Here is a 23,175-nt window from a genome sequence, read left to right as displayed (position 1 = left end):
CTATATCAATAAACTATTTAAAATTCCTGTTACAGTGTTGAGTGTTATTCCACTAATAAAATTCAATGGACAGTGTTATAAAGCGTTATTAACCGATCCTAATCAAGTGACCAATTATGCCAAATTGGTGTAACACTACCTGGTAATGGTGTGGTCTTACCTAAATCGAGATAATTAACCAGATCATGAAAATCTGAACCTTGCGATGCCAAAAGTTCAAATTGATTAGCTAATTTAGCTAGCTTCTGCAAATCATCTTGAGTTTGCCGGCTTTGTGACACTTCAATAGCATCGCCACCACAGTCTTTAAAATCAGCAATCAGTAATTTCAATTTGGTTAACGTTAAATCATAACGCGTCGGATGTGCTAATACCGCTTGCCCACCTGCGGCATGAATGGTATTGACTGCGTCACTAATGCTACAGCATTGAGTAGGAACATAAGCATAACCACTTTTACCTAAATATTTTTTGAACGCTTGTTTCACATCTTTCACCCAACCATTAGCGACTAAGAACCGAGCAAAGTGAGCGCGTGAAACAATATCACCCTTAGCAAACTGTTGTGCTTGCGTATAAGCATCTTCAATATGCAACTTAGCCAATTTTTCACTAATGGCAATGGCACGTTTAATTCGCCTTTGTTCTTGTGATAGTAAAAGCGCGACTAATTCTGCATTTTCAATATCAATATTTAAGCCGACAATGTGGATTTCGTTATTTTTCCAAATTGTTGATATTTCAACTCCACAAACTAACTTAAGCGGCAATTTTTCATCTTTGATGACTTGTTGAGCTTCGGGTAAGCCCTTCACTGTGTCATGATCAGTAATAGCCAAAATATCAATTTGGTTGTTTACTGCTCTTTTTACCAATTCGGTTGGTGTTAAGATGCCATCAGATGCTGTGGTATGAGAATGTAAATCAACGATCACTTTTTTCTCGAAAATTATTTTTAAACGTGTAATATACCACACAATTTGCACGACCACTAAAAGGTATATTATGAAAGATCAAATTCTCCTTGCTCAACAAGATACGCAATCCATTATTGAAGAACTATTAGCTGATGGTAGCGATCCCCATGCACTTTATCTGATTGAACATCATATTTCATCTGAGAATTTTGATAAGTTGGAAAAAGTTGCGGTTGAAGCCTACAAATTAGGTTATGAAGCCACTGATCCTGATGAAGATGTTGATGATTTAGGCAATGTCGTTATCGGTTTTGATATCGTTTCTGAAGTACCTCTTGATGCAGAATTGATAAATGCACAAATCGCCCAGATTATTACGCTTACCGAACAATTTGGAGTTAATTACGACGGTTGGGGAACATATTATGAAGATGGTAGCGATGAACTAGATGATGAAGATCTAGAAGGTGAAACTATTCATTGATTAGCATTTCAGCATAATAACAAGGATAATTAGTTAACGCGTTGATGCAATTTAAATAAAAAAGAGAAATTGCTAGAATTTCTCTTTTTTAAATAGCGGTGGAGTATATTACCAGCTGTTAATCATTCACTATGTATTGTCTAGAATATATTTGCCCTGACGGGTATTAATTTTCAGTATCAATTTCAGCAAAACTCTTAACTAAACCATCAATGGCTTTCATTTGAGTTAAGAAAGGTTCCAATTTAGCTAATGGCAATGCTGATGGACCATCACATTTAGCATGACTTGGATCAGGATGTGATTCTAAAAATAGTCCGGCTATCCCCACTGCCATACCAGCGCGAGCAAGTTCAGTAACTTGACCACGACGCCCACCTGATGCTGCCCCCATTGGGTCACGGCATTGCAAAGCATGGGTAACATCAAAAATCACTGGGGATCCGTTACTAGCCTTTTTCATAATATTAAAACCCAGCATATCTACTACTAGGTTGTCATAACCAAAACAACTACCGCGATCACATAAGATCACTTGATCATTGCCAGCCTCGGCAAATTTTTCGACAATATTTCCCATTTGACCAGGACTAACAAATTGGGGTTTTTTAACATTAATCACCGCCCCGGTTTTAGCCATTGCGACAACTAAATCAGTTTGACGCGCTAAAAAAGCTGGCAATTGAATCACATCAACAACATCGGCAACTGGTTGGCATTGTTCTTCGGTATGGACATCAGTAATAATTTTAACCCCAAATTGTTGTTTGAGTTCTTGAAAGATTTTCATACCTTCTTCTAAACCCGGTCCGCGGTAAGAATGTACTGATGAACGGTTAGCTTTATCAAAGGAAGCTTTAAAAATATAAGGAATCTTAAGTTTATTGGTCACTGTGACGTAATATTCACAAATTTTCATGGCTAAATCACGCGACTCAAGCACATTCATGCCACCAAATAGGACAAAAGGTAAGTCATTGGCTACAGTGATATCACCTACTTTTACTTTTTTTTGCTGCATCATAAAATATTTCCTTGTTAAGGTTTAAACCAACGACCAAGTGTGACTCTATCATTTCCACTATAGTCAACGAAGGTTTCAACTAATTGAAATCCGTGTTGCTTAAAAAGCATTTGTACTGCATCCCCTTGGCGCCAACCATGTTCAATCAGTAACCAGCCATATTGATTTAGATGTTTAGTCGCACCTTGAATAATTAATTTAATATCAGCCAAACCTTCATCTTCCGAAACTAAAGCACTTCTTGGTTCATAACGGACATCACCTTGTGATAAATGTATATCCGTAGGCTCGATATAGGGTGGATTGCTCACAATCATGGAGAATTTGCGGCTTTTACAAGGCTTATACCAATCACCCGGCAAAAAATACACATTATTGGCACCAATTTGAGTGGCATTTTGTTGCGCTAAAATTAAAGCATCTGTATTTTTTTCGATGCCGGTAAATAAACAATCCGGACGCTCAGTCGCCATTGCAATAGCGATCGCACCAGTGCCTGTGCCAAGATCGAGTACTTCACAAGGTGTTTTCGGCAGATATTCTAAGCCTAATTCAACTAATTTTTCAGTATCTGGTCTTGGGATCAAGGTAGCATTGGAAACTTTAAATTTCAGCGACCAAAATTCTTTTTCACCAGTAATATAAGCAATTGGTTCGCCATCACGACGGCGACTTAAAAAGGAATCCAAAGCGATTAATTCATCATCGGTTAGTAATGTCTCGCTAAATGCCATTAAAAATGTTCGCGTTTTATGAGTAACATGACTCAATAAAATTTCGGCATCCCGCTTTGGACTTTCACTATCCTTTAACACTTGCGAAGCACTTTTGAGCCATTCTAAATAGGTCATTCGTCTTGTTCCGATAAAGCTGCCAATTGGTCTGCTTGATATTCTTGGATAATTGGATCGATTAACATATCCAATTTACCTTCCATGACTTCATCTAAACGATAAATTGTTAAATTGATGCGGTGATCGGTTACTCGACCTTGTGGATAATTATAAGTCCGAATTCGGTCAGAACGATCGCCCGAGCCTAAAAGGTTACGCCGAGTTGAAGCTTCCTCTTGCTGACGTTTACGCATTTCAGCATCTTGAATACGTGCGGCTAACACTGACATAGCTTTAGCTTTATTTTTATGTTGTGAACGCTCATCTTGGCACTCAACTACAATTCCGGTTGGTAAGTGAGTAATGCGAATTGCAGAATCGGTAGTATTAACGTGCTGACCACCAGCGCCTGATGAACGATAAGTATCAATTTTTAAATCCGCCGGATTAATTTCGGGCATTTCAGCTTCCGGGACTTCCGGCAACACAGCTACAGTACATGCTGAAGTGTGGATACGGCCTTGCGACTCAGTTTCCGGTACCCGCTGCACTCGGTGACCACCGGATTCAAATTTCAAATTACCGTATGCCCCATCACCAGTAACTAACATTATGACTTCTTTATAACCACCATGTTCACCATCATTGGCACTCATAATTTCCACTCGCCAATTACGTGATTCAGCAAAACGAGTATACATTCGGGCTAAATCACCAGCAAAAATAGCGGCTTCATCACCACCAGTTCCGGCCCTCACCTCAACAAAACAGTTATAATCATCATTAGGATCTTTAGGTAATAGTAAAACTTGTAACTGTTGTTCCAGTTGTTCCACTCGGTTAAGTGCTTCATTAAGCTCTTCTTGTGCCATTTCACTCATTTCTGGATCTGCCAACATCATTTTGGCAGTTTCAATATCTTCTTGAGTTTGCTTCCAGTTAGTAAAACATTTAACTACATCAGATAATTGTGAATATTCTTTAGATAAAGTACGAAAACGATTTTGATCAGCGATGACCGCAGCGTCAGATAATAATGCTTGAACTTCCTCATAACGCTCTTGTAGAGTTTCTAATTTACTGATAATAGAAGGTTTCATAAAATATAGATTTTTTATAGTCAATAATAAATTTGCCGAGCATTATATACTTAATCGCTTGCAAAATATAGTTCCGCCTGATTGTCAGCAAGCAATTCCAGTTTAAACTAACTATAAATTTATTAAATTAATTCCTGTTGTAACTTGCAGTATGATATTGTTAATCTATAACAATTTACTAAAAAATAGCTTTAGGATAGTTACAACAACTTTTGTGTAGAGTATAGTTATTGCATTTATTTGATGTAACCTGATATTAGTGAACAAATTCAAAAGGATGCCAATATGAAGCAAACAATGTGGAAACTTGAAAATACTATTAAGAACTATGCTTGGGGTAGTCTTGACAGCATGAGCTTATTATTTGGCATCAAAAATCCAGACCAACAACCGATGGCTGAAATGTGGATGGGGGCTCATCCGTTAGGATGTTCAGTTGCGGTTACTGCCGACAATCATAAAGTCAGATTAGACGAACTCATTACCACCAATCCGTTAGCAACATTAGGTAAAAGCACTTTGGAACATTATCATGGTCTGCCTTTTCTATTCAAAGTGTTGGCTGCCAATAAAGCGTTATCAATCCAAGTTCATCCAACTAAAGCAAAAGCCAAGCTAGGCTTTGATAGAGAAAATAAGTTGGGCATTGATCTTAATTCTCCGCAACGCAATTATAAAGATCCTAATCATAAACCCGAACTTATCTATGCCTTAACACCCTTTAAAGCTATGAATTCTTTTCGACCGATTGATGAGATTATAGCGCTGTTTGACCAAGTCACTACCACAACTATTAGCAATGAAATACAACAATTGCAACAAAACCGTAATCCAGATCAATTAAAATCGTTCTTTCAAACATTACTTTCACTTTCATCCGAGCAAAAGCAACAAGCGATTAACCAATTATTAACCAGTATTCAATCACGTACTGACGAACCTTATTTAACAGTGCAAACTTTGGCACAAGAATATCCTGACGATATTGGTATTTTCATGCCTTTGATTTTAAATGTTATTGAATTACATCCCGGCGAAGCTATGTTTTTATATGCGGAAACTCCACATGCTTATATACAAGGCACAGGGTTAGAAGTTATGGCCAATTCAGATAATGTCTTGCGGGCGGGGTTAACGTCAAAACACATCGATATCCCTGAAGTGATTAAAAATACGCATTTTAATAGCGTGCCATTGAAACAACTCACCACCAAACCGATTATTAACCAAAATAAAACTGATTTCCCGATCCCGGTTGCTGATTTTACATTTGAAATTATTCAAAGTGATAATCAAACAAGATCTGAATCGGTTACCAGTCCACAGATTTTATTTTGTATTAAAGGAAAGATAACCATCAAAACGCAAACACAATCATTAACATTAACCACGGGTGAATCAGCTTTTATCGCTTACGATACTGAAAATTACAGCTATAGTGGTACTGGAGTACTGGCAAAAGCTGCTAATTAAATAATGGTAGCAACTAGTTGCAATTATTAACCAACAAGTTGCTACTTTTTAATACCGTAAGTTAGAACAGACAGCTATATTCAAAAATAGATTACCTTACATCGGTCATCACAATTTTGAGAAAGTCATCGCGAAAATAATTTGTCAATTCTGGGTTCCAGCTGACACCAATCTGCCAACAAATTTGGTTCTTAGGTGGAATAAGCAGTTTTACACCATCCGGTAAAAAATGTTGCACACTTTGCGGCAAAAATGCAATTCCATTCCCGCCAGCAACTAACGCTAATAGAGTCGTCATATCTCCCATAATGGAAACTTGATTAGCTACTAGTAGGTTATTTTGTAGATATAATTTTGTTTCCGCTGCTAGACATGGATTGGTTAAAGGATCTAACTGCAACAATGGATAAGCAGATAATATGTGTTGCATATCGGAAGGATCAATATCACATGTCGTTGGTACCGCCAAAACTAATACCTCTTCATGAATAACTTGCGACGCTAGATTTTTGGTTATTGGCATTCTGACAAATCCGGCATGTAAATTCCCTTCTTGCAACATTTTCATTTGTATACTAGAGGGCAGTTGATTAATTTCTACATCACATTCTGGATATTGTTGCCGAAATTGATTGATCCAATGTGGAACATTTTGAAATGAAGAAATTCCGAAACCTATAAATAATTTTTCATGATTAGAATTATTCAATTGTTTAGCATAATTGAGGAATTCAATATGAGATTGTAAAATTTCATTAGCCTTTGGGTAAAGTTGCTCCCCAAATGCAGTTAAAGTGGCACCGTGACGACCACGTAAAAAAAGCTGTCCATTAGTCAATTTTTCTAGTGTCTTTATCTGCTTCGATAACGCCGGTTGTGTTAAAAACAGCGATTTAGCAGCATTTGTGTAATTGCCCTTTTTCACCAACGTAACAAAAGCGTTTAGAAGTTTTATATCTATTCCTTTCATTTATAGATTCCAGAAAAAAATTGAATTATACAGCTACTAATAACCAACATATCATACCATTTAAAATCTATAAAGATAACAAGTCTTTTGCTGTTTTGCTGTTTTACTGGCATAAGATTGTTTTTCATAACAACTGATAATCAAATTAACGTAATTTAAGTAATACCAGAAAATATTGTGTAATCAGTTGAAATTCTGGAAAGATCAATAATGTATAAAATAAGGATAGTATAAATGAATAATCATATACCTAAAATTGCGGCAGTGTTGTTTGATATGGATGGTGTACTTATTGATTCTAATGCTGTTATAGAACGGGCTTGGTTAGAAGCTGCTCAAATGTATAGCATAACAATATCAGAACAAGATATGCTGCATCATATTCATGGGCAACCCGGGCCACATACTATCCGCGCACTTTTTGCTGATCTACCCATAGATGATCAGCAGAAAGTACAAGCTCACATTATTGATTGTGAAAATACGGCAACCTATGATCCAATCCCCGGAGTAGCACAGTTAATTACCTCACTCCATGCGGTCAACATTCATGTTGGGATTGTAACCAGTGGCTGGCGCGAAAAAGTTGACCGTGTAACCAGCATGCTCGGCGTTGATAAATATATTTCGGTTATTGTTGAACGTGATAATGTGAGTCGTGGAAAACCATTCCCTGACCCTTATATTTTAGCGGCACAGCGTTTACATCTATCGTCAGAACAAACTTTAGTCTTTGAAGACTCCCGTAGTGGCGTAACTTCGGCAGTTGCAGCTGGCGCATTTTGCGTTGGCATTGGTAACACTGAATTAGTCGAATGTGGCGCAAAGCTAACAATACCTGATTTTACTGGTGTTAATGTCAGTAGTCATTCTAATGGCGAGATAACTATTACTTTTAATGCTAATCATGCTTTAGGCATGGAAAAATCAACAATTGCTTGTATACCAAGTAAAAAATATCAGAAGGAAATAATAAGATAAACACTAAATTGTATAATTATTCCAATTCATCAATAATTCGTTAGTTATTTTATACTGAAACGTAGGGTTCTCAGGAAACATCTTTACAAAATTAATTTGGTGGTATTTGGTGGTAAGCAAAAATACCGTCAGTATTACTGACGGCATAATTTTTGTAAAAACAATATGCTCAATTGCTATTATTTTTTCTTGGCTTTGGCATTTGGTAAATCAGTGACCGTACCTTCGAAGATTTCGGCCGCTAAGCCAATAGATTCATGCAGAGTTGGGTGGGCATGAATTGTTAATGCGATATCTTCGGCATCACAGCCCATTTCAACAGCTAACGTAATTTCGCCAAGTAATTCACCGCCATTAGCACCCACTACCGCACCACCTAACAAGCGATTATCAGCTTTATTGAAAATCAACTTAGTCATCCCTTCGGCGCAATCAGAAGCAATAGCTCGGCCAGATGCTGACCATGGGAAGACTGATACTTCATAATCAAAGCCTTTAGCTTTAGCTTCTTTTTCAGTTAAGCCCACCCAAGCTACTTCTGGTTCGGTATAAGCAATAGAAGGGATAGTTTTCGGATCGAAAAAGTGTTTTTTACCGGCAATGACTTCCGCAGCTACATGGCCTTCATGCACACCTTTATGCGCAAGCATTGGTTGACCAACAATATCGCCAATCGCATAAATGTGCGGCACATTAGTTCGCATCTGTTTGTCAACTTCAATAAAGCCACGATCTGTCACGTTAACGCCTGCTTTTTCTGCACTGATGAGTTTACCATTTGGTGTACGACCAATAGCTACTAATACTGCATCGTAAGTATGGGTTTCAGTGGTGCCATCTTTCTTTTCCATGGTCACATAAATAGCATCATGTTTAGCTTCAACCGTGCTAACTTTAGTTTCTAAGCGCAAAGTGAATTTCTTTTGGATCTGCTTAGTAAACACTTTCACTACATCTTTATCTGCAGCAGGGATCACTTGATCTAACATTTCGACCACATCCACTTCCGAACCTAACGCATGGTAAACGGTGCCCATTTCTAAACCAATAATACCACCACCCATTAGCAGCAGTTTTCTTGGAATAGTGGTTAATGCCAAGGCATCTGTAGAATCCCAAATTCTTGGATCGTCATGAGGAATAAATGGCAAGGTAATTGGTCGAGAACCGGCAGCAATAATAGCATTATCAAAAGTAATTTTAATGATGCCTTTCGCTGAAGTCACATCCATAGTGTGACTCCCGGTAAATTGAGCTTCGCCTTGGATCACATTAACTTTACGCATTTTGGCCATACCCGCCAGACCATTAGTCAGTTGGTTTATGACCTTCTCCTTCCAGGCACGAACTACGTCTAATTCAAGTTTAGGCGTACCAAAATGAATGCCTTGTTCAGTCAGTGTTTTAGCCTCATCCATTACTTTAGCCACGTGCAATAGTGCTTTGGATGGAATACACCCCACATTTAAACACACACCACCTAAAGTTGAATAACGTTCGACTAAAGTCACATCTAATCCTAAATCAGCGGCACGAAAGGCAGCTGAATAACCAGCAGGACCTGCTCCAAGAACCACAACTTGTGTTTTGACATCTTGACTCATAGTATATTCCCCTCCCCCTACATCACTAAACGGCGTAAGTCGGATAAGACGTTAACAATATGGCTTAAGAAGCGCGCACCATCGGCACCATCAATGACTCGGTGATCAAACGAAAGTGATAAAGGTAACATTAAGCGAGGTGTAAACTCTTTACCATTCCATATTGGTTTCATACTAGAACGGGATACGCCCAATATACCAACTTCCGGCGCATTAACTATTGGCGTAAACGCCGTAGTACCAATACCACCTAAACTTGAAATAGTAAAACAACCACCTTGCATATCAGCACCAGTTAATTTGCCATCACGTGCTTTTTTCGATATTTCAGCAAGTTCACGGGAAAGTTGCACAATGCCTTTTTTATTGACATCTTTAAATACCGGCACCACTAAACCATTTGGTGTATCCACCGCCACACCAATATTGATATATTTTTTAATAATCAATGTTTGCACATCTTCGGATATAGAACTGTTAAAACGCGGATAAGCAGTTAAAGCACTGGCCACCGCTTTCATGATAAACACTAACGGTGTGATCTTCAGATCCAGTTTTTTCTTATCAGCTTCCGCATTTTGCTGCTTACGGAAAGCTTCTAAATCGGTAATATCAGCATCGTCGAATTCAGTAACATGAGGAATCATGACCCAGTTACGGTGTAAGTTAGCACCGGAAACTTTTTGAATTTTAGTTAATGGTAAGGTTTCTACTTCACCAAATTTACTAAAATCAATTTTCGGCCAAGGTAATAAGCCAGGTAATGCACCACCTGAAGTCCCTGATTCAACCTGTTTCACGGCATTTTTGACGTAGGCTTGAATATCCTCGCGTAAAATACGATGTTTAGGGCCAGTTGGGGAAACTTTAGCTAAGTTAATACCAAATTCACGCGCTAACCGGCGCACTGATGGTGTTGCATGAGCATAGGTGTCATTTTCAACAAAATCATTACCTGTGGTAGTTGCAACCGCGGTTTGAGCCGGAGTACTTGGTGCACTAGCTGCTGCAACTGGCGTTGGTGTTTTTTCAGCTGGCGCAGGTGCCGCTAATTGAGTTTTAGCTGCAGCATCACCAGCACTACTGGTAGTAAATTCCATAATTTTAGAACCAGTCTTAACTTTATCACCTATTTTTACAGTGATACTCTTAACAACCCCGGCAATGGTAGCAGGTACTTCCATTGATGCTTTATCGCCTTCAACTGTGATTAAGGAATCATCCACAGCAATAGTGTCGCCAACTTTAACTAGAATTTCGGTAACTTCAACTTCGTCGCCACCAATATCCGGTACATTAACGTCAACAACTTGGCTAGCTGCTGTGGCTGGAGCTGCAGCCGTGGTTGAGGAGGTAGCAGCTGTTGCCGAAGTGGCTGCCGGTGCTGCTTCTTTAGCTGCCGGAGTACTTGCACCAACCTCATCAAACATCATGATGCTAACGCCTGTTTTAACCTTATCGCCAACATGAACGATAATCGATTTGACAATCCCAGCTTGTGGTGCCGGGATTTCCATCGAGGCTTTATCACCTTCAACCGTTAATAACGATTGATCAACATCAACCTTATCACCCACTTTAACTAAAATTTCAGTGACTTCTACTTCATCATTGCCAATATCGGGTAATTTAATTTCAATACTCATTATCGTTACCTCTTATGCTATACGTGGGTTTAGTTTATCAGGATTGATTTCGAACTTTTTAATTGCTTCATCAACTACACTTGCTGCAATATCACCACGTTTAGCTAGTTCGCCTAATGCTGCAACTACGACATAAGATGCATCGACTTCAAAATGATGGCGTAAATTTTCACGGCTATCACTGCGGCCAAAACCATCCGTACCAAGCACTCTATAGTATTCAGCTGGTACAAAAGCACGAATTTGATCGGCAAATAATTTCATATAATCTGTTGAAACTACCGCTGGATTGTTATTCATCACTTGCGTTACATAAGGGACTTTAGGAGTTTCGCTTGGATGTAACATATTATAACGATCACAATCTTGACCTTCACGCGCAAGTTCTGTGAAAGAGGTTACGCTGTATACATCGGAGCTAATACCATAGTCTTTAGCTAAGATATCCGCGGCTTCACGTACATGGCGCAAAATAGAACCGGAGCCTAATAACTGTACTGATGGTTTACCTTTCTGACCTTCTACTCTATCAAGTTTATAAATACCACGACGAATACCTTCTTCAGCACCTTCAGGCATTGCCGGTTGCTCATAGTTTTCATTAAGGGTGGTAATATAGTAATAAACGTTTTCTTGATCGCCATACATACGACGTAAACCATCTTGCATAATCACGGCTACTTCATAAGCATAAGCCGGATCGTAGGAAATACAGTTCGGAATGGTTAAGGCTTGAATATGACTATGACCATCTTGGTGTTGTAAACCTTCACCATTTAAAGTAGTACGGCCAGAAGTCCCACCAATCATGAATCCACGCGCTTGTTCATCACCTGCAGCCCACATTAAATCGCCTACTCGTTGGAAACCAAACATAGAGTAATAAATATAAAAAGGGATCATCGGGAAGTCGTTAGTACTATAAGAAGTTGCTGCCGCTAACCATGAAGCGGTGGCTCCACTTTCATTAATACCTTCCTGCAAAATTTGACCTTTCTCATCTTCACGATAATAAGCCACTTGTTCTTTATCTTGCGGAGTATATTGTTGACCGTGCGGATTATAGATACCAATTTGACGGAATAAACCTTCCATACCAAAAGTACGCGCTTCGTCAGCTAAGATTGGTACTAAGCGAGGTGCCAAATCCTTATCCTTCAACATGATATTAAGTGCACGCACAAAGGCAATAGTCGTTGAAATCTCTTTAGTTTGCGCTTCAAGTAATGGGGCAAATTCACTTAATGGTGGGATAGAAACCGTGCCTGAGAATTTAGTCAATCTAGAAGGTACATAACCATTTAGAGCATTACGACGTTCATGGATGTATTTATATTCCGGAGTGTGTTCTTCAAATTTGAGATATGGTAATTTTTCGAGAGCATCATCAGTGACTGGAATATTAAAGAAATCACGCACATGACGCACACCATCCATATTCATTTTTTTAACTTGGTGAGCTATATTTTTAGCTTCAGCTGCTTGCCCCATACCATAACCTTTAATGGTATGCGCTAAAATAACTGTTGGTCGATCCTTTGTTTGTTTAGCTCGACTAAATGCAGCATACATTTTAGCTGGATCTTGACCACCACGATTAAGTCGGAAAATCTCTTCGTCTGACATGTCTTTAACTAATTCAGCGGTTTCAGGGTATTTACCGAAGAAATGTTCACGCACATAAGCACCATCTTTAGATTTGAAAGTTTGGTAATCACCATCGAGGGTTTCATTCATTAAGCGGATTAGTTTACCCGATTTGTCTTTTTGTAACAGTTTATCCCAACGGTCGCCCCAAATAACCTTAATTACATTCCAACCAGCACCAGCAAACACACCTTCTAATTCATTGATGATTTTACCATTGCCTGTAACCGGGCCATCAAGGCGTTGTAAATTACAGTTGATGATAAAAACTAAATTATCTAATTTTTCACGAGTGGCAACGGTAATCGCACCTTTTGATTCCGGTTCATCCATTTCGCCATCACCTAAAAATGCGTAAACAGTTTGCTCCGTAGTGTCTTTAAGACCTCGGTGATTCAGGTATTTTAAAAAGCGAGCTTGGAAAATGGCACTTATTGGTCCAAGCCCCATTGAAACGGTAGGAAATTGCCAAAATTCAGGTAATAATTTAGGATGCGGATAAGAAGATAAACCTTTACCATGAACTTCTTGACGGAAATTATCTAGTTGTTCTTCAGTTAAGCGTCCTTCAACAAAGGCTCGCGAATAAATACCCGGTGAAATATGCCCTTGGAAATAGACAAAATCGCCACCGTCTTTAGCATTACGAGCCCGAAAAAAGTGGTTAAAACAGACTTCATAAAAAGTAGCGGCTGATTGGAACGATGCCATGTGCCCACCAAGCTCTAAATCTTTTTTAGAGGCTCTTAACACCATCATTATAGCATTCCAACGGACAGTTGAACGAATGCGTCTTTCGATCTCCCAATCACCTGGATAAGCAGGCTCTTCCTCTACCGGAATGGTATTAATGTAATTACTCGTTGAAGAACCAAAAAGTAATGGTACGCCCCCTTGCTTAGCTTTGTCGATGATTTGTTCAATAATATATTGCGCACGTTCAATTCCTTCCTCACGGATGATTGAATCAAGACTTTGTAACCAATCTTGAGTTTCAATAGGATCGATATCATTCATTTGCCTATCCGACATATAAAAACCTCTTTTTTGTTAGAAAAAATGCAGTATTCGCTATCCATAGCTATAACTGAAGCTATAACTAATTGTAATAACTTTTGACTCTGCATAACGGAGCTTAACTAAATACAAGTCTGCCATTTTCAATAGAAAAGTAAAGCAAACCGACATTTAGAAAAGAATGTTAATTCCTATCAAATTAATCAATTATTTCAATAAACTAATTAAAAAAATAATAATTATTTGATAAATAATGATTTTACAAAGAATGAAATCCTAAAGATTGATAGTATGTTTATACAGTGATTTACCATCAGTTGTCAAGCTATAGCAAAATCTGTTATATAGTTGTAAAAGTTTTACTAATTGCCGTATTAATACTATGTTATTGACTAACTATGTTTACAAATAATGTCATCATTAAAGATTTAGGTAACAAACCTTATATGCAAACTTACCAAGCTATGCATGATTTTACCCTAAACCGCAATGCACTAACAACCGATGAGATTTGGTTAGTTGAGCATCCACCGGTATTTACTCAAGGTAAAGTTGGTAAGCCTGAACATTTATTAACTAAAACAAATATTCCGGTAGTACAGACCGACCGTGGTGGGCAAATTACTTATCATGCTCCCGGCCAACAAATAATGTATATTCTGTTGGATATAAAAAGACGAAAAATTGGTATTCGTGAAGTCGTAAACTATTTAGAAAATTGTGTTATTCAAACATTAGCTCATTATAATATTGAGGCTTATGCTAAAACTGAGGCACCGGGTGTGTATATTGACAATAAAAAAATATGTTCACTTGGTTTACACATAAAACATGGCTGTACCTTACACGGGCTGGCGCTAAATATTAATATGGATCTTACGCCATTTAATAACATCAATCCTTGTGGTTATGCGGGATTGCAAATGACGCAATTGAAAGACTATGTTGCATCGATTGATCGCCAAGAGATAAAACAATTGTTAACTGATTTTTTTATTAGTCAGTTACCTAACCGATAAGATAAAATTATGCCAGATAATGAAGCAATTATTAGAAGTTCAAAATACCGTGATGCTGACAAAACCCGACTCATTCCTACGGTTACTTTAGAAGATGCTGCTCCCCTCAAAAAACCAGAGTGGATGCGGATTAAGTTATCTGCCCACTCCGATAATATTGCCCATATCAAAAATACTATGCGTAAACATGGATTGCATTCTGTATGTGAGGAAGCGTCTTGCCCCAATTTGGCTGAATGTTTTAATCATGGTACCGCGACTTTTATGATTTTAGGGGATATTTGTACCCGCCGTTGTCCGTTTTGTGATGTTGCTCATGGCCGCCCATTACCACCTGATCGTGAAGAACCAACTAAGTTAGCACAAACAATTCAAGAAATGAGACTACGTTATGTAGTTATTACTTCAGTAGATCGTGACGATCTCAAAGATGGTGGTGCCAGTCATTTTGCCGCATGTACTGCGGAGATACGCGCATCTAGCCCTAATATTAAAGTTGAAACTTTAACGCCAGATTTTCGTGGCTGTATTGATGAAGCCGTAGCGGTGTTGAGTGATAATCCACCGGATGTGTTTAATCATAATTTAGAAAATATTCCGCGCTTATATAAAAAAATCCGTCCAGGCGCTAGCTATGAGGGTTCACTGAAATTATTAGCATCTTTTAAAGAGAAACACCCTGAAATTCCTACTAAATCAGGTTTAATGGTTGGGCTTGGCGAAACCAATCAAGAGTTAATTCAAGTATTAAAAGATTTACGTGTCCATGGCGTAACTATGTTAACTCTCGGTCAATATTTACAACCGAGCAAATATCACTTACCGGTTGAACGTTATGTTTCACCTAAAGAATTTGATGAACTTAAACAAACAGCTTTAGCTTTAGGATTTACTCATGCCGCTTGTGGTCCATTTGTTCGTTCTTCTTACCATGCAGACTTACAAGCAATGGGAAAAGAGGTGAAGTAATCGCTTCACCTTAGATTTTTCACGCCAACATTTTATACTCAAACGTATACTTCTCAGGAAACATCTTGACAAGCTTTACTAGCAGAAATTTACCATATTAATACTAAATCAGCATTACTCATCTTAATTATCAACCACCATAAAGCGGCGGTTTTCGGTAACTATTTGTAAAAAGATTGGCAAACTAATGGTCTCACCTTTTTGCAATTTGCCTTCAAGGTTATAAATTTTTGAACGACCAAAAGCATCAAGGACAATCGTTTTATCCTCATAAAGCGCCGCAATTTCGTTTTCATTACCTGCTACTATCCATGGGCGGTTATTACTATTATAAAACAGGTTTTGGCCTTGGCTATATTGTTTGGCTGGAGTAGTAACTAAAAATACATCTTGCATTAATGTTCTCATGATGTCAGTTTGGGTAGTTATTTTCCCAATCTGGGCACTGTCTTTATTTGGCCACAACATAATCAATGGTACTTTTATTGATTCGCGATTAAAAATACTACCATTATTATGTGTAACTATTTTTTTACCCTCATCGACATCAACATCATTAGTACCCGTAATAACAATAACGGTATTGTCATAAGCATTAGATAATTGCATATAGGCTATCAATGACTCTAAATATTGATCCAATTTTTTAGCAGCTATCTCATAGTCATTTAATGATATTTTTTTATTTTTATCACTAAGTGAATATTGAATAATCGAAAATAATGGTGCATGATTTTCTAGTTTATTTTGCTCATCATGCCACGCCATCCAATTATCGGTTACTTGCTTATTTGTTTGTTTCTTCGGTTCAGGCAGAGTAAAGTTAGACAACAATGCATTTCGATATAATGGTTCAGCAAAACCATCAGTTGCAAATAAACCAAGACTATAATGTTGTTTAGCAACCACATCCAATAAAACAGAAGGTTTGTGGCCTGTTAAGATACTGTTATAATAATTTGGATCTAAACCATAGAACAGTGAAAAATCATTTAAATACGCTTCATTACTAGCCCCATAATGATTAGTAAATTGGATATTTTCTTGAGCAAATTTATTTAACCACGGCATGTTATTGGTTAATAATTTACTATTCCAACCATCAATTACAATCATTAACACATTTTGTTTTACTTTAGGTTCATCATAGGCAATGTGACCAAGAGGATATTCAATAGCCATAGCAAAAGGATTGCCTTCTTGAGCTAAGCGATCACGATAACCATTTTCCTCAATAAAGCCATAGCGCTCCAGAAAATGACGAGCCGTTAGTGGGTACGAAAGTGGTAAACTTGAGCGTTGCATAGTTATTGGTCTATAAAAATTAGCATCCGCCCAAATATGGATTAAGTGTGAAGAAACAAAACAGACAATAAATAGAATCACTACGGGCTTAGCATAACGCCTCCGCTTACTTAAGCTGCGTAATTTTTTCCAACTCCAAACCGAGAATAAAATCTCAATCAATAAGATAAAAGGAATAGCAATAAATTCCGCGCTCAAAAAAGAAGCATTTTGACTCGAAAATAACTTCCATATGGATAAATTGAGGTGCATTCGAAAATGCGAAAACACATCAATATCAAGAACTAATAGTGATATTCCAACAGTAGCAATGACCGTAGCAATAATTCGTTGCCAGCGTGACGAATAGATAAAAAAACTTAACGGGAACAGTAAAATCAGATAAGTAATAAAAGTTAAAAAACTAAAATGCCCAATAGCGCTGATAATTGCATAAAATCTGCCCATAAAAGTTCGCGGCCAATCGGCAATGAACAAATATCTACTACCTAATATAATAACTACAAAAATGTTAAATAAAGTAAACCAGTGCCCCCAGCTAACTATTTGCGAAGAGCGGTCATCCTTGAAGTGATTATTTTTGATTTTGAGCATATTAATTGTTGCTGATAATTATTAAGAAAGTAAAACAAACCTTAGATTGTCGAGTAGTTTACCTGATTTAAAAAAATCTTTCTGTAAATTTTTTATTTGTTAGCATAAACATTTTGCTAACTGTTGGCGTTATAAACGATACTTGTTATAATTCGAGGATTATTTTAGCTAACACAAAAGATAACTATTTTGGCAATCACACAACTCTCAGCAAAGCAAACCCAACCTAATTTAGATCAACTTAATGAACTAATAGCCAAGGACGAAACCATATTCCCTTTTGAGCCAAGTGAATCTAGCCATTTACTTAGTTGGCAGCCACGCGTTGCTTCTGCTGTGTCGATGTTATGCCCAACAACAAGAACCAATTACCAACCGCGCTTTATGTTACTCAAGGCTAACGAAAGTGAGTTGTTGTTTGATTTACTCAGGCAATCGGTTAAATTAAATTTACCTAACACGGACTTAGGTTATAGCTACTATTTTGGTGAAAATAAAATCACTTTAACTACGGCTAAAAGTAAACAAGATAATTTCGCTACTTTAGATAATTGTTTAGCGACAACTTCCATTGATGCTGAAAAATTGTTTGGTTGTGTTAGGCAACCAGAAAATGGTCCTATCAAATTGCAAGCTGGTTTAGTGCATCAAGCAAATGGTGGGGTGTTAATTTTAGGGTTACGCTCACTACTCAGCCAACCTTCCTTATGGGCCAAATTAAAACAGATGGTCATTACACAAGAGTTTGCATGGTTTTCCACTGATGAATCCCATCCTTTACCTTTAGCTATTCCGTCAATGCCACTTGATTTACGCATTATTTTGGTAGGTGATCGCTTAAGTTTGTCGGATTTACAGGAATTTGAACCTGAGTTTTATTCAACCTCAATTTATGCCGAATTTGAAAATGAGTTGCCAATCAAATCAACTGAACAAATTGCTAACTGGCTTAGTTATTTGCAATTTATTGCTCATAACCAACAATTACCGACTATCGATAAATCTGCTTTTGCCAAATTGTATAAACAAGCAACCCGTTACACTGGTGATCAATATTATTTACCATTAGCTGTTGATTGGCTACAGTCATTACTGGTTAATGCTGCTTATTTTGCTAAAAATAATACCATTGATGATGATTCCTTAACCCAAGCGATTACCCAAAAATCATGGCGTGAAGATTACTTAATTGAGCGCTTCCATGACGAAATTTTTACTAATCAAATAATGATAAATACTAAAGATCAAGTAGTGGGGCAAATTAATGGCTTATCGGTGATTGAGTATCCCGGTTACCCAAGAATGATTGGCGAACCGACACGCTTAAGCTGTTTGGTGCATTTTGGTGATGGTGAGTTAATTGATATTGAACGCAAAACCGAACTTGCCGGTAATATTCATTCCAAAGGGATGATGATTATGCAGGCTTTTATTATGTCTGAATTTGCTATTAATCATCAATTACCCTTCTCTACCTCTTTGGTGTTTGAGCAATCCTATAGTGAAATTGACGGTGATAGTGCTTCACTCGCCGGGCTTTGTGCTTTAATTAGCGCCCTATCTCAACAACCAATAGATCAACAATTAGCAGTTACCGGTTCAGTAGATCAGTTTGGTCATGTGCAATCTATTGGTGGGGTTAATGAGAAAATTGAAGGCTTTTTTGCGGTATGTCAACATCAGGGATTAACCGGGCAACAAGGTGTTATTATTCCAGCTAGTAATCAACGCCATTTGAGTCTAAATGACGATGTAATTGCAGCAATCAAGCAAGATAAGTTTTCAATTTGGGCGGTTGAGCATATAGCGGAAGCACTTTATTTATTAACCGGTATTCCTTATAAAGATGAATCTAGTATTAATTTATATAAGTTGATTCATGCTCGTATGCAAACAATGCTGCTACAAGATAAAAAACATGATAGCTGGTTGAGTAAATGGCAAAAATATTGCAAAAAATAGTAATTGCCCATAAACTTTAGAGCACACATCTATTGCTATAGGTAATGGATATAGATTAGTTTTATAATGATTAATTTTCATAATATGGTTTTTGAAAAACTATTTCAATAACCATTTATGTAATAACAACAAACAAAAGGTTTTTATATGACATTTGAACGTAAATCTTCATACGACAAAGCAGATCTGATTAAATCAGGTAATAATGAATTATTTGGTCATGATGGCCCCCCGTTACCATCCGATTTAATGTTAATGATGGATCGTGTTATCGAAATGAATGAAAATGGTGGAAATTTTGGCAAAGGTTATGTCGAAGCTGAACTGGACATCAATCCGGATTTATGGTTCTTTAAGTGTCATTTTAAAAACGATCCCGTTATGCCTGGTTGCCTTGGACTTGACGCTTTATGGCAATTAGTAGGATTTTATTTAGGTTGGCTTGGCGGCAAAGGTAAAGGCCGAGCTTTGGGTGTAGGTGAACTTAAACTAAAAGGTCAAGTATTACCCAATAATAAAAAAGTGACTTATAAAATTCACTTTAAACGAGTCATTAACCGTAAATTAATTATGGGGATTGGTGATGGCGAAGTTTTAGTTGATGGTAAACCAATTTATGAAGCCACCGATCTAAAGGTTGGCTTATTCAAAGATACCAGCAGTTTTTAACTTTTCACTATTACATAAACCTTACTAATCAAGAGTTAGTAAGGTTTAAACAAAAAATGCTATTTTATTTCAACTTATTGAAATAATTTAAAAATCGTCCTATAGTCCTCAGCGATGCCCATTCCCCTTGCTGATATTGGCAGAATTAAATTACTCATTTGCTCATAGTAGTGTTAGTAAATGGATAATCTTTATCAACCATTAAAATAGATATACCGAATTTATACCCAAATATTTACGGGTAAAAATAAATCCTTCTGGTGTTTTCGTTGCCACTCAATCAGAAATAGTATGGATGAATAATGAGTATATTTATTTGTGAATATTAAAAGCACAAATAAGTTGTTTTATTATGGATAATCAATCACAAACAAAATTGTGGAGTGCTGACTTTATTGTTGTTGCAGCAATTAATCTATTAGTTCTGCTCAGCTATTATATGTTGCTAGTAACCATTGGTAATTATGTTGTTGATACCTTTGCCGCGAGTAAAAGTATGGCTGGGTTAGTTACCGGAACTATGGTTATAGGTTGCTTGGTGGGAAGGTTTATAACCGGATTTTTCTTGGAAATGATTGGCTGCAAAAAAGTCCTTTTTGTTGGCATTATTGGTTTTATCATTACCATGGCGTTATACCTTACGGCTTTTAATCTACCTTCATTAATCTTTATTCGTTTTATAAGTGGTATTTTTGTTGGCGTAATTGGCACCGTAACCGGAACTATTGTGGTGTATATAGTGCCACATAATCGTCGTGGTGAAGGGATAAGTTATTTTAGCTTAAGCACCATTTTAGCTACAGCATTAGGTCCTTTTGCCGGAATGCTACTTGTACAACATGTTCACTTCAACATATTGTTTTATTTTGCTGTTGTTATTGGGGCGATTTGTTTAGTCATTACTTTACAACTACAAGCGAATAAATTAGTGATTAATAAACCGCAAACCCAAACAAACCAAAACAAAGCTTCATGGTTACAACTATCAAGTTACATCGAACCTAGTGCGCTACGAATTTCATTTATTGTAATGCTAGTTTCTGTAGGCTATGCAGCCATTCAAGCTTATCTTTCATTTTATGCGCAAGAGTTGGATTTAATCGAAGCTGCCAGTTTCTTCTTTGCTATTTACGCCATATTTATTTTGATTTCACGACCATTTAGTGGTCGATTATTCGATCTAAAAGGTGAAAATGTTATTATTTACCCAACTTTGTTATTACTCACCATTGGCTTTATTGTACTTAGTATTGCATACAATGCTTGGGTTTTATTGCTTTCCAGCGCATTAATAGGGCTCGGTTTTGGTAACTTTCAATCAACCGCTCAAGCCGTGGCTGTAAAAGTTTCCCCTCATCATAAAGTTGGGCAAGCCACTTCAACCTATTTTATATTATTTGATTTTGGTATTGGGCTTGGACCCTATTTTATGGGTCATCTTATTCCTTATACTGGTTATCGTGGATTATATTTGATATGTGCATTAATCAGTTTATTATCAATGATACTTTACTTTTTCCTACATGGTCGCCAAAAACCAACTATTACGGTGATGGAAGAAAGATAAAATCAGTTAGTCAATAATGCGACGGCATATTAGCCTCTTAGCACTAACTATCTAATTTTTTTTATTATCATTTAATCTTTAGCCAGTAATAGTCATCTTTTTAATGGCTATTAATCAATCTTGGTACCTTATACTAATTGAGTATCCATTTGTACTCAGTATATAATATTATCAATTTCAGCTATTTATTATTGATTATGCATTTTATTAAACAATTTTTTATTAGTCTTATTTTATTTTTTTCCTTAATTACCCTCGCTCATGCTGATTTTAAAGGCAAAGTCGTCAAGGTGATTGATGGTGATACCATTGAAGTATTAACACTACAAAAACAGAAATTCCGTATTCGCTTATTAGATATTGATGCACCAGAGAGTCACCAAGCTTACGGCAATGCTTCTAGAAAATATCTTGCCTCTTTAATTGCTGGTGACACGGTGTTGGTGAAAGATAAAGGCAAAGATGTCTACCAAAGAACATTAGCTACCATTATCAAGAATAATGTTGATATCAATGCAAAAATGGTTGCAAACGGCTATGCTTGGGCTTACCGCTATAAAGGTGTGGCGAAGAACAAGAAAATGGTCACCTTAGAAGATAATGCTAAGAGCAATAAAAAAGGGCTTTGGAAAGATAAAAATCCAATCGCCCCTTGGAATTTCCGCCATAATAATCAACGCTAAATAAGCGTTACTATTGTGCGGGATAGTTTTTATTTTTTAGCATTTGATAGCGCGGCTTCCATTTGTTTAAGTACTTCTTCGCCTTGCTTACAAGCATTGTCTTGTTGGGATTCAGGTAATGCAGCAACTTGTTGTTTACCTGCTTCTAGATTTTGTTTGATCAAATCAGTTTGTTGTTTAGTCGCGGCATCATCGGGAATAGATTTAACTAACGTATCAATTTTATCAAAATAAGTTTTACATGTTGCTGATAAATCAGCCATAGCGACAGAAGACATACTCATTAGAGCCACAATAAACGCTAACTTTTTCATTAATTTCATCCTTATATACAAATAATTTAATTACTATAATAGTGGCAAAAATATCAATATTTTTGCATGGAATATAATATTGAAATTAACTAAGTAAGTCTAGAAAAATAAGATATCCTATCAGTAATTAGTTACTGATAGGAAAAAAGTAAGGATATGAATTAAATTGCAGTAACATCTGTTGCAGAAGGGCCACGTGGACTATCTTGGATAGAAAATTCCACTTGTTGACCTTCAGTTAAGGTTTTGAATCCATCACCAGAAATTGCAGAAAAGTGTACAAACACATCTTTACTACCATCTGATGGGGAGATAAAACCAAAACCTTTACTTTCATTAAACCATTTAACTTGACCAGTTTTCTTAGACATAATAATCTTCCTTTTAAAAATAATCT

Annotated in this window: 20 protein-coding genes; 9 read left to right on the top strand and 11 right to left on the bottom strand. The window is 37.0% G+C overall.

All coding sequences use genetic code 11. The features are described from left to right. Positions 1-98 precede the first annotated feature (98 nt). On the bottom strand, positions 99-977 hold the full coding sequence (rnm, locus tag A9G13_RS07050; RefSeq protein ID WP_218059182.1) for an RNase RNM: 879 nt from the start codon (positions 975-977) through the stop codon (positions 99-101). A gap of 28 nt (positions 978-1,005) precedes the next feature. Between rnm and rraB the strand changes: the two genes are divergently transcribed. Then, entirely contained in the window at positions 1,006-1,401 is a 396-nt protein-coding gene (gene rraB, locus A9G13_RS07045; protein ID WP_065556877.1) for a ribonuclease E inhibitor RraB, read from the top strand. A 166-nt stretch (positions 1,402-1,567) separates the two neighbouring features. On the opposite strand, the gene kdsA is transcribed toward rraB, so the two are convergent. The 3 genes from kdsA to prfA are packed head-to-tail and all read right to left on the bottom strand — an operon-like array spanning position 1,568 to position 4,358. After that, positions 1,568-2,422 (bottom strand): 3-deoxy-8-phosphooctulonate synthase, encoded by an 855-nt coding sequence (kdsA, locus tag A9G13_RS07040; RefSeq protein WP_065557119.1) that lies wholly within the window; start codon positions 2,420-2,422, stop codon positions 1,568-1,570. 17 nt (positions 2,423-2,439) lie between these two features. Then, the gene (gene prmC, locus A9G13_RS07035) at positions 2,440-3,276 is read right to left on the bottom strand and encodes a peptide chain release factor N(5)-glutamine methyltransferase (RefSeq protein WP_065556876.1); all 837 of its coding nucleotides are present in this window, start codon (positions 3,274-3,276) and stop codon (positions 2,440-2,442) included. Then, positions 3,273-4,358 (bottom strand): peptide chain release factor 1, encoded by a 1,086-nt coding sequence (prfA, locus tag A9G13_RS07030; RefSeq protein ID WP_065556875.1) that lies wholly within the window; start codon positions 4,356-4,358, stop codon positions 3,273-3,275. Before prfA ends, prmC begins: the two co-directional genes overlap by 4 nt. Positions 4,359-4,643: 285 nt before the next feature. Between prfA and manA the strand changes: the two genes are divergently transcribed. Then, positions 4,644-5,831 (top strand): mannose-6-phosphate isomerase, class I, encoded by a 1,188-nt coding sequence (manA, locus tag A9G13_RS07025; protein WP_065556874.1) that lies wholly within the window; start codon positions 4,644-4,646, stop codon positions 5,829-5,831. 91 nt (positions 5,832-5,922) lie between these two features. On the opposite strand, the gene A9G13_RS07020 is transcribed toward manA, so the two are convergent. After that, positions 5,923-6,801 carry a LysR family transcriptional regulator gene (locus A9G13_RS07020; RefSeq protein WP_081301187.1) on the bottom strand — a complete coding sequence of 293 codons (879 nt, stop codon included), beginning with the start codon at positions 6,799-6,801 and terminating at the stop codon, positions 5,923-5,925. A gap of 234 nt (positions 6,802-7,035) precedes the next feature. Between A9G13_RS07020 and A9G13_RS07015 the strand changes: the two genes are divergently transcribed. Further along, positions 7,036-7,782 carry an HAD family hydrolase gene (locus A9G13_RS07015; RefSeq protein ID WP_065556873.1) on the top strand — a complete coding sequence of 249 codons (747 nt, stop codon included), beginning with the start codon at positions 7,036-7,038 and terminating at the stop codon, positions 7,780-7,782. A gap of 179 nt (positions 7,783-7,961) precedes the next feature. Here the strand turns inward: A9G13_RS07015 and lpdA are convergent, their stop codons facing one another. From lpdA to aceE, 3 genes are read right to left on the bottom strand one after another with little or no spacing between them, the layout of a single operon-like run. Continuing rightward, positions 7,962-9,386 (bottom strand): dihydrolipoyl dehydrogenase, encoded by a 1,425-nt coding sequence (lpdA, locus tag A9G13_RS07010; RefSeq protein WP_065556872.1) that lies wholly within the window; start codon positions 9,384-9,386, stop codon positions 7,962-7,964. 17 nt (positions 9,387-9,403) lie between these two features. Further along, positions 9,404-11,032, bottom strand: coding sequence for a pyruvate dehydrogenase complex dihydrolipoyllysine-residue acetyltransferase (gene aceF / locus A9G13_RS07005; protein ID WP_065556871.1), 1,629 nt, complete (start codon positions 11,030-11,032; stop codon positions 9,404-9,406). Between the two features lie 12 nt (positions 11,033-11,044). Next, positions 11,045-13,711: a pyruvate dehydrogenase (acetyl-transferring), homodimeric type gene (aceE, locus tag A9G13_RS07000; RefSeq protein ID WP_065556870.1), complete on the bottom strand. Its 2,667-nt coding sequence runs from the start codon at positions 13,709-13,711 to the stop codon at positions 11,045-11,047. Between the two features lie 431 nt (positions 13,712-14,142). Between aceE and lipB the strand changes: the two genes are divergently transcribed. Continuing rightward, positions 14,143-14,715, top strand: a complete 573-nt coding sequence (gene lipB, locus A9G13_RS06995) for a lipoyl(octanoyl) transferase LipB (RefSeq protein WP_442902801.1) — start codon at positions 14,143-14,145, stop codon at positions 14,713-14,715. Positions 14,716-14,724: 9 nt separating this feature from the next. After that, entirely contained in the window at positions 14,725-15,684 is a 960-nt protein-coding gene (lipA, locus tag A9G13_RS06990) for a lipoyl synthase (protein WP_065556868.1), read from the top strand. A gap of 123 nt (positions 15,685-15,807) precedes the next feature. Here the strand turns inward: lipA and A9G13_RS06985 are convergent, their stop codons facing one another. After that, positions 15,808-17,583, bottom strand: a complete 1,776-nt coding sequence (locus A9G13_RS06985; protein ID WP_065556867.1) for a DUF3413 domain-containing protein — start codon at positions 17,581-17,583, stop codon at positions 15,808-15,810. A 189-nt stretch (positions 17,584-17,772) separates the two neighbouring features. On the opposite strand from A9G13_RS06985, the gene A9G13_RS06980 reads away from it, so the two are divergent. The 4 genes from A9G13_RS06980 to A9G13_RS06965 all read left to right on the top strand — a co-directional run bounded on the left by A9G13_RS06980 (position 17,773) and on the right by A9G13_RS06965 (position 22,464). Further along, on the top strand, positions 17,773-19,545 hold the full coding sequence (locus A9G13_RS06980) for an AAA family ATPase (RefSeq protein WP_218059180.1): 1,773 nt from the start codon (positions 17,773-17,775) through the stop codon (positions 19,543-19,545). Positions 19,546-19,692: 147 nt separating this feature from the next. After that, a complete protein-coding gene (gene fabA, locus A9G13_RS06975) occupies positions 19,693-20,214 on the top strand; it encodes a bifunctional 3-hydroxydecanoyl-ACP dehydratase/trans-2-decenoyl-ACP isomerase (protein ID WP_065556866.1) in 522 nt (173 codons plus the stop codon). Between the two features lie 352 nt (positions 20,215-20,566). Further along, positions 20,567-21,781 (top strand): MFS transporter, encoded by a 1,215-nt coding sequence (locus tag A9G13_RS06970; protein ID WP_065556865.1) that lies wholly within the window; start codon positions 20,567-20,569, stop codon positions 21,779-21,781. Between the two features lie 149 nt (positions 21,782-21,930). Further along, positions 21,931-22,464 carry a thermonuclease family protein gene (locus A9G13_RS06965; protein ID WP_218059179.1) on the top strand — a complete coding sequence of 178 codons (534 nt, stop codon included), beginning with the start codon at positions 21,931-21,933 and terminating at the stop codon, positions 22,462-22,464. 29 nt (positions 22,465-22,493) lie between these two features. Here A9G13_RS06965 and A9G13_RS06960 read toward each other — a convergent pair whose 3' ends face one another. Further along, entirely contained in the window at positions 22,494-22,778 is a 285-nt protein-coding gene (locus A9G13_RS06960) for a DUF5339 domain-containing protein (protein WP_065556863.1), read from the bottom strand. A gap of 161 nt (positions 22,779-22,939) precedes the next feature. After that, positions 22,940-23,149: a transcription antiterminator/RNA stability regulator CspE gene (gene cspE / locus A9G13_RS06955; protein ID WP_065556862.1), complete on the bottom strand. Its 210-nt coding sequence runs from the start codon at positions 23,147-23,149 to the stop codon at positions 22,940-22,942. Between the last annotated feature and the right edge of the window lie 26 nt (positions 23,150-23,175).

It is taken from the genome of Gilliamella sp. wkB178, from assembly GCF_001690705.1.
GTDB classification, from domain to species: domain Bacteria; phylum Pseudomonadota; class Gammaproteobacteria; order Enterobacterales; family Orbaceae; genus Gilliamella; species Gilliamella apicola_K.
The sequence above is the reverse complement of the archived record's forward strand: the minus strand, read 5'-3'. Positions and strand labels throughout refer to the sequence as shown.

Coding starts and splice junctions, on each gene's coding strand:
- rraB (WP_065556877.1), top strand. CDS start 1,006: ATGAAAGATCAAATTCTCCTTGCTCAACAAGATACGCAATCCATTATT.
- kdsA (WP_065557119.1), bottom strand. CDS start 2,422: ATGCAGCAAAAAAAAGTAAAAGTAGGTGATATCACTGTAGCCAATGAC.
- prmC (WP_065556876.1), bottom strand. CDS start 3,276: ATGACCTATTTAGAATGGCTCAAAAGTGCTTCGCAAGTGTTAAAGGAT.
- prfA (WP_065556875.1), bottom strand. CDS start 4,358: ATGAAACCTTCTATTATCAGTAAATTAGAAACTCTACAAGAGCGTTAT.
- manA (WP_065556874.1), top strand. CDS start 4,644: ATGAAGCAAACAATGTGGAAACTTGAAAATACTATTAAGAACTATGCT.
- A9G13_RS07020 (WP_081301187.1), bottom strand. CDS start 6,801: ATGAAAGGAATAGATATAAAACTTCTAAACGCTTTTGTTACGTTGGTG.
- A9G13_RS07015 (WP_065556873.1), top strand. CDS start 7,036: ATGAATAATCATATACCTAAAATTGCGGCAGTGTTGTTTGATATGGAT.
- lpdA (WP_065556872.1), bottom strand. CDS start 9,386: ATGAGTCAAGATGTCAAAACACAAGTTGTGGTTCTTGGAGCAGGTCCT.
- aceF (WP_065556871.1), bottom strand. CDS start 11,032: ATGAGTATTGAAATTAAATTACCCGATATTGGCAATGATGAAGTAGAA.
- aceE (WP_065556870.1), bottom strand. CDS start 13,711: ATGTCGGATAGGCAAATGAATGATATCGATCCTATTGAAACTCAAGAT.
- lipB (WP_442902801.1), top strand. CDS start 14,143: ATGCAAACTTACCAAGCTATGCATGATTTTACCCTAAACCGCAATGCA.
- lipA (WP_065556868.1), top strand. CDS start 14,725: ATGCCAGATAATGAAGCAATTATTAGAAGTTCAAAATACCGTGATGCT.
- A9G13_RS06985 (WP_065556867.1), bottom strand. CDS start 17,583: ATGCTCAAAATCAAAAATAATCACTTCAAGGATGACCGCTCTTCGCAA.
- fabA (WP_065556866.1), top strand. CDS start 19,693: ATGACATTTGAACGTAAATCTTCATACGACAAAGCAGATCTGATTAAA.
- A9G13_RS06970 (WP_065556865.1), top strand. CDS start 20,567: ATGGATAATCAATCACAAACAAAATTGTGGAGTGCTGACTTTATTGTT.
- A9G13_RS06960 (WP_065556863.1), bottom strand. CDS start 22,778: ATGAAAAAGTTAGCGTTTATTGTGGCTCTAATGAGTATGTCTTCTGTC.
- cspE (WP_065556862.1), bottom strand. CDS start 23,149: ATGTCTAAGAAAACTGGTCAAGTTAAATGGTTTAATGAAAGTAAAGGT.